At 58.0% G+C, this 13,805-nt stretch carries 13 protein-coding genes, 3 tRNA genes and 1 pseudogene; 14 read left to right on the top strand and 3 right to left on the bottom strand.

Annotation, left to right across the window (positions count from 1 at the left end):
- Positions 1–11: 11 nt before the first annotated feature.
- A complete protein-coding gene (locus AC33YF_RS07320; RefSeq protein ID WP_491776546.1) occupies positions 12–404 on the top strand; it encodes an acyl-CoA thioesterase in 393 nt (130 codons plus the stop codon).
- 17 nt (positions 405–421) lie between these two features.
- Here AC33YF_RS07320 and metC read toward each other — a convergent pair whose 3' ends face one another.
- The 3 genes from metC to AC33YF_RS07305 are packed head-to-tail and all read right to left on the bottom strand — an operon-like array spanning position 422 to position 3,543.
- Entirely contained in the window at positions 422–1,597 is a 1,176-nt protein-coding gene (gene metC / locus AC33YF_RS07315) for a cystathionine beta-lyase (protein ID WP_491776545.1), read from the bottom strand.
- A 38-nt stretch (positions 1,598–1,635) separates the two neighbouring features.
- Complete coding sequence (gene sseA / locus AC33YF_RS07310; RefSeq protein WP_491776544.1) at positions 1,636–2,484, bottom strand: 3-mercaptopyruvate sulfurtransferase; 849 nt, start codon at positions 2,482–2,484, stop codon at positions 1,636–1,638.
- A 24-nt stretch (positions 2,485–2,508) separates the two neighbouring features.
- Complete coding sequence (locus AC33YF_RS07305) at positions 2,509–3,543, bottom strand: cysteine synthase A (protein WP_491776543.1); 1,035 nt, start codon at positions 3,541–3,543, stop codon at positions 2,509–2,511.
- A 273-nt stretch (positions 3,544–3,816) separates the two neighbouring features.
- Between AC33YF_RS07305 and AC33YF_RS07300 the strand changes: the two genes are divergently transcribed.
- The 13 genes and pseudogenes from AC33YF_RS07300 to AC33YF_RS07240 all read left to right on the top strand — a co-directional run.
- Positions 3,817–3,901 (top strand) — tRNA-Leu (locus AC33YF_RS07300).
- An 88-nt stretch (positions 3,902–3,989) separates the two neighbouring features.
- Entirely contained in the window at positions 3,990–5,363 is a 1,374-nt protein-coding gene (gene tig, locus AC33YF_RS07295) for a trigger factor (protein ID WP_491776542.1), read from the top strand.
- A 165-nt stretch (positions 5,364–5,528) separates the two neighbouring features.
- Positions 5,529–6,179: an ATP-dependent Clp endopeptidase proteolytic subunit ClpP gene (gene clpP / locus AC33YF_RS07290; protein WP_491776541.1), complete on the top strand. Its 651-nt coding sequence runs from the start codon at positions 5,529–5,531 to the stop codon at positions 6,177–6,179.
- A gap of 313 nt (positions 6,180–6,492) precedes the next feature.
- Complete coding sequence (gene clpX, locus AC33YF_RS07285; protein WP_491776540.1) at positions 6,493–7,758, top strand: ATP-dependent Clp protease ATP-binding subunit ClpX; 1,266 nt, start codon at positions 6,493–6,495, stop codon at positions 7,756–7,758.
- Positions 7,759–8,045: 287 nt separating this feature from the next.
- Positions 8,046–10,475: an endopeptidase La gene (gene lon, locus AC33YF_RS07280; protein WP_491776539.1), complete on the top strand. Its 2,430-nt coding sequence runs from the start codon at positions 8,046–8,048 to the stop codon at positions 10,473–10,475.
- Between the two features lie 204 nt (positions 10,476–10,679).
- A complete protein-coding gene (locus tag AC33YF_RS07275) occupies positions 10,680–10,955 on the top strand; it encodes an HU family DNA-binding protein (protein ID WP_491776538.1) in 276 nt (91 codons plus the stop codon).
- Positions 10,956–11,116: 161 nt separating this feature from the next.
- Positions 11,117–11,192 (top strand) — tRNA-Val (locus AC33YF_RS07270).
- A gap of 200 nt (positions 11,193–11,392) precedes the next feature.
- A tRNA-Asp gene (locus AC33YF_RS07265) sits at positions 11,393–11,469 on the top strand.
- Between the two features lie 50 nt (positions 11,470–11,519).
- Positions 11,520–11,885 (top strand): NADH-quinone oxidoreductase subunit A, encoded by a 366-nt coding sequence (locus AC33YF_RS07260; protein ID WP_491776537.1) that lies wholly within the window; start codon positions 11,520–11,522, stop codon positions 11,883–11,885.
- The gene (locus AC33YF_RS07255; RefSeq protein ID WP_491776536.1) at positions 11,876–12,433 is read left to right on the top strand and encodes a NuoB/complex I 20 kDa subunit family protein; all 558 of its coding nucleotides are present in this window, start codon (positions 11,876–11,878) and stop codon (positions 12,431–12,433) included. The genes AC33YF_RS07260 and AC33YF_RS07255 overlap by 10 nt, the downstream gene beginning before the upstream one ends.
- 24 nt (positions 12,434–12,457) lie before the next feature.
- Positions 12,458–13,084, top strand: a complete 627-nt coding sequence (locus tag AC33YF_RS07250; RefSeq protein WP_491776535.1) for an NADH-quinone oxidoreductase subunit C — start codon at positions 12,458–12,460, stop codon at positions 13,082–13,084.
- A complete protein-coding gene (locus AC33YF_RS07245; protein WP_491776534.1) occupies positions 13,081–13,530 on the top strand; it encodes a thioesterase family protein in 450 nt (149 codons plus the stop codon). The genes AC33YF_RS07250 and AC33YF_RS07245 overlap by 4 nt, the downstream gene beginning before the upstream one ends.
- A pseudogene (locus AC33YF_RS07240) lies at positions 13,530–13,805 on the top strand (hypothetical protein); the annotation flags it as partial. The gene AC33YF_RS07245 and the pseudogene AC33YF_RS07240, both read left to right, overlap by 1 nt.

The raw sequence follows: 13,805 nt of genomic DNA, 5'->3' as shown, positions 1-13,805 counted from the left end.
AGACCCGCAAGATGGACACGGAAACGCCGCCAGACATAACGCCAGTCGTCCGGACGATTGCGATGCCTGCCGATACGAATCCCGCAGGCGACATTTTTGGTGGCTGGCTAATGGCTCAGATGGATCTTGCCGCCGGCAATGTTGCGGCACGGCGAGCCCGCGGGCGCTGTGCAACGATTGCTGTCGACGCGCTAACTTTCGTTTCGCCTGTCCAAGTAGGGGACGAGGTCAGCTTGTACGCAAGCCTCGTCAAAACCGGGCGAAGCTCTATGCGGATTCATGTCGAAGCTTGGCGCCGACCCCGCCATAGCGAAGAGTCCAGAAAAGTCACCGAGGCCGATTTTACGTTTGTCGCAATCGGCGAAGACGGCAAATCACGCCCGCTGCCGGATGCCACGGGTTAGCGGCAAGAGCTGCCGCGTCAACGCGTATCGCTTAGTCTGCGAAATCCGGCTTCCAGGTCGGCCTTAAGGTCTTCAATGTCCTCCAAGCCGGCGTGAAGACGCAAAGAAGGTCCCTCAGCGTCCCATACGGTCGCACTGCGATACCCGCGCGGATCGAAGGGGAGGATGAGGCTTTCATACCCGCCCCATGAATAGCCCATACCGAAGAGCGACAGGCCGTCTAGCATCGCAGCCAAGGCAGGGCGCGGTACGGGCTTCAGAACAATAGCAAATAGGCCCGAGGCTCCGGTGAAGTCCCGCTTCCAGAGAGCGTGACCGGGGTGATCCGTCCGGGCAGGGTGGATCACCTTCGACACCTCGGGCCTTTCGGCAAGCCACGCAGCAAGTGCCAGTCCCGTCTCTTCGTGACGCTGGAGCCGCACGTCCAATGTCCGTAGACCTCGTAAGGTCAGGTACACATCTTCGGGACCCGGGCACAGCCCAAGAATGTCGTGCGTCTTCACGACCGGAGCGGTCGCAGACTCGGACATGGTGATGACGCCAAGCATGGCGTCGGCGTGGCCGACGAGATACTTCGTGGCTGCGTGCACCACGACATCCACACCGTGCTGGAAGGGCTTGAAATACAGCGGTGTCGCCCAGGTGTTGTCCATCATCACCTCGGCGCCAACGGCGTGGGCCGCCGTCGCGATTGCCGGAATATCCTGTATCTCGAACGTTTGTGAACCGGGCGACTCCGTGAACACGAGCTTCGTTCGCTCCGTCAGGAGTTCTGAGATTTCGGCGCCGATCAGAGGATCGTAGTACGTCGTTGTTACGCCCAGTCTTGAGAGCACCGTATCGCAGAAGCGCCGCGTAGGCCGGTACACGCTGTCGGACACCAGAATATGGTCGCCGCTCGAGACGAAGCTCACAATTGCAGTCGTGATCGCTGAAAGCCCCGATGGCGTCAAAAGGCTCGCATGCCCGCCCTCCATCTCGGCAAGAGCATCTTGGAGCGCCCGAACCGTCGGAGTGCCCAGCCGACCGTAGCTATAATCCTGATCGTCAGCGAGGAGGCTGTCATATGAGGGGTAGAGGACCGTCGAACCACGATAGAGGGGTGCATTGACGAACCCATGGAAGCCTGCCGGATCACGGCCAGAGTGCGCCAACTGCGTCGCATGCTTCCCGGACTTTTGCGTCTTGGTCATGAACGCCTCTCAGCGAGAGGGGGAGTGCCGCACGTCACTCAGCTTGTCTCGATCGGCAAGCGTTCATCGCCGCCCCATTCGGCCCAGGAGCCGTCATAGACCGCCGTCCTTAAATGCCCGGCTTGGCCGAGCGCCAGGGCAAGAACACATGCAGTGATACCTGATCCGCACGTCGTCACGACAGGCTTGTGGGGGTCGACACCCGCATTCAAAAAAATTTCCTTCAATTCATCGACGGATTTGAATGTGCCATCTGCATTAAGAACTTGCTTGTACGGCACATTGATGGCGCCTGGGATGTGTCCGGCTCGCAAACCAAGCCGTGGCTCTGGTGCACTACCGGCAAAGCGTTCCGCTGATCGAGCATCGACAATCTCTGACGACTTTTCATCGATAGCCTTCACCATGTCGTCGACATCACGTACCAAATCGAGATTGTGCCTGGCTGTGAAGTGTCGGGGTGTTCGAGGATTAGGCTCACCCATCATCATCGGCCGACCCTCGGCTTTCCACTTCAGCAGCCCGCCATTAAGCACGCTGACGTCCTCGGCCCCCATAACGCGGAACGCCCACCAGACGCGCGGAGCGCTAAACGTTCCTTGCCGGTCGTACACGACCACGCGCTGGCCGTCGCCGATACCCATCTTGCGCATACGCGATGAGAACTTCTCAGGCGACGGCAACATGTGCCCTGTTTTTGCCTTCTCATCGGCAATCTCATCGATATCGAAAAAAACCGCGCCCGGAATGTGCTCGGAGAGATAGTCTTCACGCGCATTCTTCGCCTCACCCGGGAGGTACCAAGTCGCGTCAATAACGACCGTATCGGGCGCATCCAATTCGCGCTCAAGCTCGGCGGTCTCAATCAGCCATGTCTTCGGCGTCATAAAGCTGCGGTCTCCAGTTCTTGTCTAGACAAACACGTTGGGCGCGGCGGGCTTGGACTCCACGAGCCAGTTGGGCACCGGCAGCCCCTTCTCGCGCAGGAACTCGGGGTTGAACAGCCTGCTCTGGTAACGAGTGCCGTAATCGCAAAGCACCGTGACAATGGTGTGGCCCGGACCCAGCTCCTTGGCAAGACGAATTGCGCCCGCGACATTAATGCCGCTCGATCCGCCGAGGCACAGGCCTTCCTCACTCAGCAGCCCAAAGACGATGTTCAGAGCCTCCGCGTCAGGGATCTGGAATGCCTTGTCGATCACAGCGCCTTCCAAGTTCGCGGTAATCCGACCTTGCCCGATGCCTTCGGTGATGGAACTGCCCTCGGCTTTCAACTCTCCATGCTCATAGTAGTTGTAAAGCGCAGCACCCATCGGATCGGCAAGACCTATCGTGACGTTCGGGTTCAGCGCCTTCAGACCCATGGAAACGCCGGCAAGCGTTCCTCCGGTACCAACGGCGCAGATAAAGGCGTCTAGCTTGCCGTCAGTGTCACGCCAAAGCTCCTGAGCGGTCGTTTCAATGTGGCCCTGTCGATTGGCTACATTGTCGAACTGGTTCGCCCAGATCGCTCCGTTGGGTTCGGTTTTAGCGAGCGCTTCAGCAAGCCGACCCGAGTACTTCACGTAGTTGTTGTCGTTCCGATAGGGAACAGCAGGCACTTCAATGAGCTGTGCGCCCGCCAGCCGAAGCATCTCCTTCTTCTCGTCCGATTGCGTCTCCGGAATTACAATGACGGTCTTGAGCCCCAAGGCATCGCCGACAAGCGCGAGGCCGATCCCGGTATTACCGGCCGTGCCTTCCACAACCGTCCCGCCCGGTTTCAGCCGACCCGAGTCCAACGCATCGCGAATGATGAAAAGGGCGGCGCGATCCTTGACCGACTGGCCGGGGTTCATGAATTCCGCTTTACCGAGAATCGTGCAGCCTGTTTCTTCGGACGCGCGTTTGAGCTTGATGAGCGGCGTGTTGCCGATCGCCTCAAGAATGCCGTTGCTGTAGGTCACGGGAGAGCCTTTGGGAATTCTGTTTGTTCCGCAACCTAATGAGCGCTCGCGCCCACCGCAAGTCGCAGAAATCCCGCGAATAAGATCCAGTTTGGTATCTTGTTCCGGGCGATAGCCACGCGTGAGCATGGACGCCTACCGCATGGGGATTATCTGGCGGCTCAGCCGAGTAGCTGGAGCGACTTTGGGGCCTAGCAGCCAGCGAGGTGCCTGTGTATATAGAGCCGCCAACTGGTCTTGCGCCCGGGTCGTCCGGGCCAAGCTCCCTCGTTTGCGGGCGTGGTGGAATTGGTAGACACGCCAGATTTAGGTTCTGGTGGCTTCGGCCGTGGGGGTTCAAGTCCCTCCGCCCGCACCAACCAACGCGTTGACTCAACGACTTCGTTGGACGGCATCACATAGAAGAAGGCGCTACCGTTGCGCCGCAAGGACAGTGGATTGACGGAATGAACGTCACGGAGACGAATGCAGAAGGCCTGCACCGCGAGCTGAGAGTCGTGGTCGGGGCCGACGAACTTGAGGAGAAGCTCTCCTCGCGGCTAGAGGAGCTCAAGTCAAAGGCTCGGATCAAAGGGTTCCGCCCAGGCCGTGTACCGAAAGAGCATCTGCGCAAGATCTATGGCCGCTCGGTCATGGCAGAGGTTGTGCAACAGGCCGTCCAAGAGACGAGCGAGAAGGCAATCTCAGACCGCGAGGAACGTCCTGCGTTTCAGCCGCAGCTGAAGCTTCCAGAGGACGAGGCTGAGATTAATCAGATTTTCGACGGCAAAGGCGACCTAGCGTACACCATGACGTTCGAGGTGCTTCCGAAGGTCGAGGTCATGGACCTCGCCACGATTGCGCTTGAGCGACCCACGACGCCGGTCTCCGACAAGGACATCGACGAGGCGGTCGACCGCATAATCGCAACCAACCCGAACTACACGCCGAAGGATGGACCCGCTAAGACAGGAGATCGCGTCACGATCGATTTCGTCGGCAAGCTGAATGGTGAGCCGTTTGAGGGCGGCACCGCGACAGATGCACCAATCACACTGGGCGCGGGCGGCTTTATTCCCGGCTTCGAAGACGGCTTGGAGGGCGTCTCGGCCGGTGAGGAAAAGGTCATCGATGCGACCTTCCCTGAGGCCTATGGCGAACCGAAGCTGGCCGGTAAGGCGGTCAAATTCGATGTGACCGTAAAGGAAGTCGCCACCCCAGAAAAGCCGACCCTTGACGACGAGTTCGCGAAGAGCCTCGGTGCCGAGTCGGTGGGAAAAATGCGCGAGACAGTTAAGGGCCGGCTGGAGTTCGATCGCAACATGGCCTCCCGCCTCAAAATGAAAAGAGCATTGCTGGACGCACTAAGCGACGGACATGACTTCGAACTGCCTCCGACGCTGGTAGACAATGAATTCAATGCCATCTGGGACCAGGTTCTCAAAGACCAAGAGCAGTCGAAGAAGACCTTCGAAGACGAAGGCACGACTGAGGAGAAGGCGAAAGGAGAGTATCGAGACATCGCCTCGAGGCGTGTGCGTCTGGGGCTTCTGCTGTCCGAAATCGGGTCGCGCAACGAGATCACCGTCTCGGACGACGAGGTCAACAAAGCCCTTATCGAACGCATTCGTCAGTTCCCTGGTCAGGAGCGGCAGGTCTACGATTTCTACCGCAACACGCCTGAAGCGCTGGCTGAGCTTCGCGCCCCAATCTACGAAGACAAAGTCGTGGACTATGTGCTCGAATTGGCCAAGGTGACAGACAAGAACGTGAGCCTAGAGGAGCTTTACAAAGACCTAGACGACGGCCAGAGCAGCGATGGCAAAAATGAAGAGGACTAGCGTCACAGCCAATCGTCTCTTGGCTCAACAAGCGCAGCAGTTGAGGAAGGGGCCTCCAGCCTCTTCCGTTTCCGCCCCCGAGCACATATTTTGAGGCATCTCTTACAGGACGAATCAGGGATCGGGACCGGGTCCGTCCAATAGCCTCCTACAAACAGGACACCCATGCATAAGCCGGCCGATACATACATGAGCACGCTCGTTCCTATGGTGGTCGAGCAGACCAATCGCGGCGAGCGCGCCTACGACATTTACTCGCGTCTGCTCAAAGAGCGCATCATCTTCGTGACGGGCATGATTGAGGACCACATGGCCTCGCTCATCACCGCTCAGCTCCTTTTCTTGGAAGCAGAAAACCCCAAGAAGGAGATTTCGATGTACATCAATTCGCCGGGCGGAGTGGTGACATCGGGCATGGCCATCTACGACACGATGCAGTTCATTCGGCCACCCGTTTCAACGTTGTGTATTGGCCAAGCGGCGTCCATGGGATCGTTGCTGCTTTGTGCCGGTGAGAAGGGCATGCGATACGCTGTTCCCAACGCCCGGGTCATGCTGCATCAGCCCTCGGGTGGTTTCCAGGGGCAGGCGAGCGACATCGAACGCCATGCTGAGGACATCATCAAGATCAAGCGCCGTTTGAATGAGATCTATGTTCAACATACGGGTCAGGACTACGAAACCGTCGAGCAGACGTTGGACCGCGACTTCTTCCTGACGGCCGATGAGGCGCAGAAATTCGGGCTGATCGACGAGGTGGTCGTAGAGCGCCAAGGAGACGCCCCGTCCAAAGATGAACCGTCGTCAGCCTCCTAGAATGGCGTTTTGGCTCTGAGGCCCGTTAAGCTACCGGACTTGTTTCCGGCTCTAGGCCTTGGCGGTGCCGCATAGTTCGTGCGACCATAGCGATTCTCGAGCTCTAAAAAGTCCACGGGGGTAGGGTCCGCATCGGTGATTTACGGGATTAAACAATCCTTGATCAGTGCCCCCTCAACATGGTCAGATTAAAAATCTGACGAGTTGCGAGACAGAGTCGCAGGGACGGTTGCGGGGGCGGCCAACAGCCAATTTTGGCGCTTGGGTCAAAGCACGCATGATGCAGCAACTAAAAAAAAATGGAAGCTAAGGAATGAGCAAGGTGAGCGGAACAGACTCGAAAAATACCCTCTACTGCTCTTTCTGCGGCAAGAGCCAGCACGAAGTTCGTAAGCTGATCGCAGGGCCAACCGTGTTCATCTGTGATGAATGCGTCGAGCTTTGCATGGATATTATTCGCGAGGAGAACAAAAGTTCCCTTGTGAAGTCTCGCGATGGCGTGCCGACGCCTCAGGAAATCTGCCAAGTCCTAGACGATTACGTCATAGGTCAGGATTACGCCAAACGCGTGCTATCCGTTGCCGTCCACAACCACTACAAGCGGCTGAACCACTCGGGCAAGAATTCCGACGTCGAATTGGCGAAATCGAACATTTTGCTCATCGGGCCAACAGGCTGCGGCAAGACTCTGCTTGCGCAAACCCTCGCTCGCATTCTCGACGTGCCGTTTACCATGGCGGACGCGACAACCCTGACCGAGGCGGGGTATGTCGGCGAAGATGTCGAGAACATTATTCTAAAGCTGCTCCAGGCCGCCGACTACAACGTCGAAAGAGCCCAACGCGGCATCGTATACATCGACGAAGTCGACAAAATCAGCCGCAAGTCGGATAACCCGTCGATTACGCGCGACGTGTCGGGCGAGGGTGTTCAGCAAGCCCTCCTGAAAATCATGGAAGGCACGGTCGCTTCCGTGCCGCCGCAGGGTGGGCGCAAGCATCCCCAGCAGGAGTTCTTGCAGGTAGACACCACGAATATCCTGTTTGTGTGCGGTGGCGCCTTTGCAGGCCTGGAGAAGATCATCTCGGCGCGCGGCCGGTCGACGTCCATCGGTTTTGGCGCTCGGGTTGAAATGGTCGACGAACGGCGAACCGGCGATATCTTGCGTGGTATTGAGCCAGAGGACCTCCTGCGCTTTGGCCTAATCCCGGAATTCATCGGACGTGTTCCGGTGATCGCCACCCTCGACGACCTCGACGAGAACGCTTTGATCAGGATCCTCACCGAGCCCAAGAACGCGCTCGTCCGCCAGTATCAGCGACTGTTTGAGATGGAGGACGTTCAGCTGTCGTTCGCGGACGAAGCCCTGCTTGCGATTGCAAAGAAGGCGATCGAACGCAAGACAGGTGCCCGCGGCCTTCGTTCCATTATGGAGGGGATTCTACTCGACACGATGTTCGAGCTTCCTAGCATGCGTGGTGTGGAGGAAGTCGTGATCAGCGCCGAGGTGGTCGACGGGAAAGCGCGCCCCTTGCGGATCTACTCCGACCGGCAAGAGGAAGTCGGAACTAGCGCTTGAACTTTTCCACATGATTGTCGGCTTGAAGGGGCCTGCGAATCCGACTCTCATTGGGTTGGGCAGCAGGGAGCCCCTAGGCTCTCTCGCCCTTGACGCTGGGTCCGACGACAGCCATTTTCCGGGGTGGGCGAGCTAAAGTGACGCAGTAGCCCCCTGGCGGGTGCCAGGAGCCTATACTCCAACAGGTGAATTAAGCCGAATGTGGGGGCGCTGGGACCGGTTTCGCGAAGCGACTTTCGGCCAAAAACTGGGCTGGCCAGGACTATTAAGAAGGCGACCGAAAAATTATGACTGACACAAACCCGTCCGAGACAATGGCAGGCACCCCAGAACTCTACCCGGTTCTCCCCCTCCGCGACATTGTGGTCTTCCCATACATGATCGTGCCGCTTTTCGTCGGCCGGGAAAAATCCATCGCCGCTCTCGAAGAAGTGATGCGCGCTGACAAGCAAATCCTGCTGGTCGCTCAAAAGAATGCTTCGGACGATGAACCTACAGCCGAGGGCATCTACGAGATGGGCACGCTCGCCTCTGTCCTTCAGTTGCTGAAGCTGCCGGATGGCACCGTGAAAGTCCTGGTCGAAGGCTCGCGCCGTGCGATCATTAAGAATTACACCAATAACGAAAATTACTTCGAAGCCGAGGTTGCCTCCGTGGAGGAATCGCCCGGCGAGGAAACCGAGATTGAGGCTCTTGCGCGATCAGTCGTGTCTCAGTTCGAGAGCTACGTGAAGCTCAACAAGAAGATTTCGCCCGAAGTACTCGGATCGACGAGTCACATTGAGGATCACTCGAAGCTCGCTGACACGATTGCCTCGCACCTCGCCATAAAGATCGGCGAGAAGCAGCAAATTCTTGAGATTACGTCTGTGACCGAACGGCTGGAGCGCGTATTCACGCTGATGGAAAGTGAGATTTCCGTCCTGCAAGTCGAGCGCAAGATCAGGAGCCGCGTGAAGCGTCAGATGGAGAAGACGCAGCGCGAGTACTACCTGAACGAACAGATGAAGGCCATCCAGAAGGAGCTGGGTGACAGTGAAGAGGGCCGCGACGACCTCGCCGAGCTTGAGCAGAAGATCGAGAAGACCAAGCTGACTCGCGAGGCTCGCGAGAAGGCCATGGGCGAGCTGAAAAAGCTGCGCCAGATGAGTCCGATGTCCGCCGAGGCGACCGTTGTCCGGAACTACCTGGACTGGCTGCTTTCAATCCCGTGGGGTTCGAAAAGCAAGGTCAAGCGGGACCTGGACGACGCGCAAAAGGTTCTCGACCATGACCATTACGGGTTGGAGAAAGTCAAGGATCGCATCGTCGAGTATCTAGCGGTGCAGAACCGGACCAATATGCTCAAGGGACCAATCCTGTGCCTCGTTGGTCCGCCCGGTGTGGGTAAGACCTCTCTCGGGAAGTCGATCGCAAAATCCACCGGCCGCGAATTCGTGCGCATGAGCCTTGGCGGCGTTCGGGACGAAGCTGAAATCCGCGGGCACCGTCGCACCTATATTGGCTCGATGCCCGGTAAAGTCATTCAGTCGATGCGGAAGGCTAAGAAGGTCAATCCGCTGTTCCTCTTGGATGAGATCGACAAGATGGGCGCCGACTTCCGCGGCGATCCCGCGTCTGCCCTCCTTGAGGTGCTGGACCCAGAGCAGAACAACACCTTTAACGACCACTATCTCGAGGTGGACTACGATCTCTCGAACGTCATGTTCGTGACAACGGCGAATACGTTGAACATTCCGCCGGCCCTAATGGACCGGATGGAGATCATTCGTATCGCCGGTTACACAGAGGACGAGAAGGTCGAGATTGCGCGGCGCCACTTGATCCCTGAGCAGATCAAGAACCACGGCTTAGAAACGGAAGAGTTCACGCTTGAGGACGGCGCTCTACAAGAGCTGATCCGCCGTTACACGCGCGAAGCTGGCGTTCGCAGCTTGGAGCGCGAGTTGGCTAAGTTGGCCCGTAAGGCGGTCAAGGAGCTTTTGACCACAGACCACACCACAGTGACGGTCACCGAAGACAATTTGGCCGACTATCTCGGCGTGCCGAAGTACCGCTATGGCGAGGCAGAGCTGGAAGACCAAGTTGGGGTTGTGACCGGGCTTGCTTGGACTGAAGTCGGTGGCGAGATCCTCACCGTCGAGGGCGTCATGATGCCGGGTAAGGGTAAGATGACGGTCACCGGCAATCTCCGGGATGTCATGAAAGAATCGATTCAGGCCGCAAGCGCGTATGTGCGCTCCCGGGCCGTGGATTTCGGCATCGAGCCGCCGCTGTTCGAGCGGCGGGATATCCACGTTCATGTTCCTGAGGGGGCGACCCCCAAGGACGGGCCGTCCGCAGGCGTAGCCATGGCTACCGCGATTATCTCGCTCATGACTGGTATACCGGTTCGGCGTGACGTGGCAATGACTGGCGAAATAACGCTTCGTGGCCGGGTGCTTCCCATCGGTGGCCTCAAAGAGAAAATGCTCGCAGCGCTGCGCGCCGGCATTAAGACCGTGATCATCCCAGAAGAAAACGTCAAAGATCTGGCAGAGATACCGGACAAACTTAAGAACGAGCTTGAGATAATGCCGGTCTCCCGCGTGGAGGAAGTCTTGAAGATTGCCTTCACCCGAGCGCCTCAGCCCATCGTTTGGGAGGAGGAAGGAGAGGGATCATCGCAGGTGGTTCCCAACAAGGACGAGTCTGGAAGAGGCGTCACAGCCCACTGATCCAGTCGCCGCTCATTTTCGTCGCCGCTAAACCGCCCCATTTGTCTGGTCGTGCGTTATGCACCGATTCGGCTAAGAATGTTGATTTTCCGTGCTTTTTGGGCGACTCATACATGACTTGTTTATGAATCGGAGCGAACCCGAGAGGGACGAAGGGTTCATGGCAAGCGCCCCAACCCTGGGGCCGAGCGAAAGGATAACATCGTGAACAAAGCAGAGCTGGTTGCCCAAGTGGCGAAAGAATCCGAATTGTCGAAGGATGCCGCCGAGAAGGCCGTCGACGCGACGTTCAGAAATATCGAGAAGGCTTTGAGCGGTGGCGACACAGTGCGCATTGTTGGTTTTGGAAACTTCCAAGTCGCGCAGCGTAAGGCCTCCATTGGCCGAAACCCGCGCACGGGGGCTGAAGTTCAGATTCCGGCCTCTCGAGTTCCGAAGTTCCGTGCCGGCAAGGCTCTTAAAGAGGCTGTCAACGGCTAAGCGGCTAATCGACCGTTCAGCGACGTTTAGGCGAAGCCTCGCATTTGCGGGGCTTCGTCTTTTTTGGACAGGCCCAGCACGACCACAATTGGCTCAGCGTGCCCTTGGCATGCAGTCCATCTTGGTCTAACGCTTGCGCTCAAGTCTTTCCCTGACGGGATGGGCGGTTAGCTCAGTTGGTAGAGCGCCACGTTTACACCGTGGATGTCGGCAGTTCGAGCCTGTCACCGCCCACCACTCGTCCACTTTGATCTTCGGAATTCCGCCTCGATAATATGGCCGCGGTACTGCGAGTCTTCGATTCTTGGTGCCGTCGAAAGGGCCGAGCGGCATCTCGACGCAAGGCATCCTATCCTCTTTACCCGGGCCGCCTTGACACCCAAAATCCAAGGCCGTACATGCTGTAGCTCGCCTCCGGCCGTGGTTACGGCCCGGTAGGGGGTGTAGCTCAGTTGGTTAGAGCGCCGGCCTGTCACGCCGGAGGCCGCGGGTTCGAGTCCCGTCACTCCCGCCACTTTGGCCCGTCGACGCGCAGTACACGTTGGAAGAAGGCTTCCTTGTGCCATGGGCGAGTTGCTCCTCGACTACCTGCCTCTCGTTATCTTCATCGGGATCGCGTTCGTGATTTGCACGGCGTTGCTGGTGATTCCCAATGTAATTGCCGTGCGCAACCCGGATCCTGAAAAGGTCTCGGCCTATGAGTGCGGTTTCGACGCTTTCGACGACTCGCGCATGAAATTCGACGTGCGCTTCTACCTGGTCTCTCTTCTATTCATTATCTTCGATCTAGAGGTCGCGTTCCTGTTCCCATGGGCCGTTGCGTTCGATGGACTGCCGGCCCTGGGATTCTGGTCAATGATCGTGTTTCTCGGCGTGCTGACCGTCGGGTTTGTTTATGAGTGGCGGAAGGGCGCACTCGAATGGAATTGATGCCAAAGATCACGTTGGAGACCGAGGGCAGGGGTGGCGGCCTTATATCGACCGGTGCGACGTCGTTCGGCACGTTCTCCGACGAACTTGCCGACAAAGGATTCCTTCTGACCACCGCCGACGACCTAATCAACTGGTCTCGGACGGGCTCCCTCATGTGGATGACGTTCGGGCTCGCCTGTTGCGCTGTGGAGATGATGCAAGCGTCGATGCCGCGATACGATTTGGAGCGATTTGGTTTCGCGCCGCGCGGGAGCCCGCGTCAGTCCGACGTCATGATCGTTGCCGGCACGCTGTGCAACAAGATGGCGCCTGCCTTGCGAAAGGTGTACGACCAGATGCCGGAACCCCGCTACGTTATTTCCATGGGTTCTTGCGCCAATGGCGGTGGCTACTACCACTATTCGTACTCGGTTGTCCGCGGCTGCGACCGTATCGTGCCCGTGGACATCTACGTTCCCGGGTGCCCGCCTACGGCCGAAGCCTTGGTGTATGGCGTGCTCCTCCTTCAAAAGAAGATTCGGCGGACGGGCACGATCACGCGCTGAACCGTACAAGTCCTCGGGGCCTTGATGGACGACGAACTGAACAGGCTGGCCAGCGACCTCTCTGGGAAGCTTGGCTCGAAGCTCACTGGCTTCGCCGTAAACCACGGCGAGCTGACGCTTGAAGTCGAGCGCGATCAGATCAGCGATGTCATGTTGTTTCTGAGAGACGAACAGGCTTATCGCTTCGGTTGCTTGGTCGATATTTGCGGCGTCGACTATCCCGAGCGTGAGGAGCGCTTCGACATCGTCTATCATCTCCTGAGCCCATGGAAGAACCTGCGCCTCCGCGTGCGCGTGACGACTGATGCGGATACGCCGGTCCCGAGCATTGTAGAGATCTTCCCTGCCGCAAACTGGTTCGAACGCGAAGCGTTCGACCTCTACGGCGTCGAATTCGAGGGGCACCCGGATCTTCGCCGAATTCTCACGGACTATGGATTCGAGGGACACCCACTCCGCAAGGACTTCCCGCTTACGGGATTTGTGGAACTCCGCTACGACGACGAGCAGAAGCGCGTCGTCTATGAGCCGGTAGAGCTCATGCAGGACTATCGCGACTTCGACTATCTTAGCCCCTGGGAGGGCATGGGAACGGCAATCCCCGGCGACGAGAAGGCCAGTGTCGTCGAGGAAGGAGAAGATAAGTCGTGAAACCCAGTCTTCGCCCTGGCCTAAAGCACAGCTTTGCCTACAAGGTGCCTCCCACTAAAACAGTACCCTATGTGTATGAGGAGTCGCCCGAGCTCCAAGTCATGCCTGAAGTTTTTGCGACAGCATTCATGGTGGGACTGATGGAGTGGACCTGCATGCAGTTGCTCGAGCCGCACCTGGAAGAGGGCGAGGGAAGCCTCGGTGTGCATATCGACGTATCGCATGTTTCGCCCACACCGCCGGGCCTCACGGTTAGCGTCGATGTGGAATGCATCGAAGTAAGAGGGCCTCGAGCCAACTTTCGCGTGCGCGCGCATGATGGCGTCCATGAAATTGGAGAGGGCACGCACAATCGTTTTATCGTGACGTGGGACCGGTTCGAGCGGGGAGTCGAGCAAAAGCGCACCAACGTCCTCGACAAACCTTTGGAGGAGACTCCCGCCTAATGGCCGACACCGAAATCGACGCTCATAAGGAAATTGTCCCCGATTTTGATCGCAAGCCGGCGGGCGGCAACCCCGATGCTGGAATTCCGCAGGACGGCGACCGAACCTTCACCATCAATTTTGGTCCGCAGCATCCTGCTGCCCACGGTGTCTTGCGTCTTGTTCTTGAGTTGGACGGCGAAGTCGTCGAACGCGTTGATCCGCATATTGGCCTGCTTCACCGCGGGACGGAGAAGCTAATCGAGCACAAAACCTACCTGCAATCCGTGCCCTAT

The sequence above is a fragment of the Methyloceanibacter sp. genome (assembly GCF_058506495.1).
The sequence above is the reverse complement of the archived record's forward strand: the minus strand, read 5'-3'. Positions and strand labels throughout refer to the sequence as shown.

Excerpts from the sequence above, each read along its gene's own strand:
- clpX (WP_491776540.1), top strand. The coding sequence starts at position 6,493 with ATGAGCAAGGTGAGCGGAACAGACTCGAAAAATACCCTCTACTGCTCT.
- lon (WP_491776539.1), top strand. The coding sequence starts at position 8,046 with ATGACTGACACAAACCCGTCCGAGACAATGGCAGGCACCCCAGAACTC.
- AC33YF_RS07320 (WP_491776546.1), top strand. The coding sequence starts at position 12 with ATGGACACGGAAACGCCGCCAGACATAACGCCAGTCGTCCGGACGATT.
- tig (WP_491776542.1), top strand. The coding sequence starts at position 3,990 with ATGAACGTCACGGAGACGAATGCAGAAGGCCTGCACCGCGAGCTGAGA.
- sseA (WP_491776544.1), bottom strand. The coding sequence starts at position 2,484 with ATGACGCCGAAGACATGGCTGATTGAGACCGCCGAGCTTGAGCGCGAA.
- AC33YF_RS07260 (WP_491776537.1), top strand. The coding sequence starts at position 11,520 with ATGGGCGAGTTGCTCCTCGACTACCTGCCTCTCGTTATCTTCATCGGG.
- clpP (WP_491776541.1), top strand. The coding sequence starts at position 5,529 with ATGCATAAGCCGGCCGATACATACATGAGCACGCTCGTTCCTATGGTG.
- metC (WP_491776545.1), bottom strand. The coding sequence starts at position 1,597 with ATGACCAAGACGCAAAAGTCCGGGAAGCATGCGACGCAGTTGGCGCAC.
- AC33YF_RS07250 (WP_491776535.1), top strand. The coding sequence starts at position 12,458 with ATGGACGACGAACTGAACAGGCTGGCCAGCGACCTCTCTGGGAAGCTT.
- AC33YF_RS07255 (WP_491776536.1), top strand. The coding sequence starts at position 11,876 with ATGGAATTGATGCCAAAGATCACGTTGGAGACCGAGGGCAGGGGTGGC.